Annotated in this window: 1 pseudogene; it reads right to left on the bottom strand. The window is 58.2% G+C overall.

The window, feature by feature from the left end:
* A pseudogene (locus HMPREF3171_RS11445) lies at positions 1-536 on the bottom strand (IS256-like element ISCre1 family transposase); the annotation flags it as partial.

Raw genomic sequence — 536 nt, 5'->3', positions numbered from 1 at the left:
CTGTTGTAGGCCTTGCGCACGTTGACATGGGTCCACACGAGTGTGTCTTTGCCTGTTTTCGGGTCTTTGACCTGTGTCTTTTCGTTGAGCCAATCCTTGTAGAGCGTGTGAAACTCTTGCAGTTGTGCACCCCATTGCGCAGCCTCGTCCAGGGTGGTGATGCGGGTGAGTTTCAGCGCGAGTCGGTAGATGGTGCGGCCAGCATCAGTGCGTGGTCGTGAGGTGGTGTAGCGGCGTACTCTGCGTTGGGCGTGCACGAGGCAGCGTTGGATTTTGGTGTTTGGCCAGCACGTTTTAATTGCGCTTGTGGCTCCTCGGCCACCGTCGATCACAGCGATCAACGGTGCTTCGATGCGCTCGAGCAGGCATTTGTAGTCGTGCGTGGTTTCTTGTTTGCACCAGTGCCAGGCGATGACGTGGTCGAGCGTTGCCGCCACGATCAGACAGCCACCTGCGGTGTAGGTGCCGTCGATGAAGATCTGGTCGTAGACCCTGCCTGTATGGCCGATGGTCGGGTCAGGCACGTCAACCAGCCA

It is taken from the genome of Corynebacterium sp. HMSC08F01, assembly GCF_001807545.1.
GTDB classification, from domain to species: Bacteria; Actinomycetota; Actinomycetes; order Mycobacteriales; family Mycobacteriaceae; genus Corynebacterium; species Corynebacterium coyleae.
The sequence above is the reverse complement of the archived record's forward strand: the minus strand, read 5'-3'. Positions and strand labels throughout refer to the sequence as shown.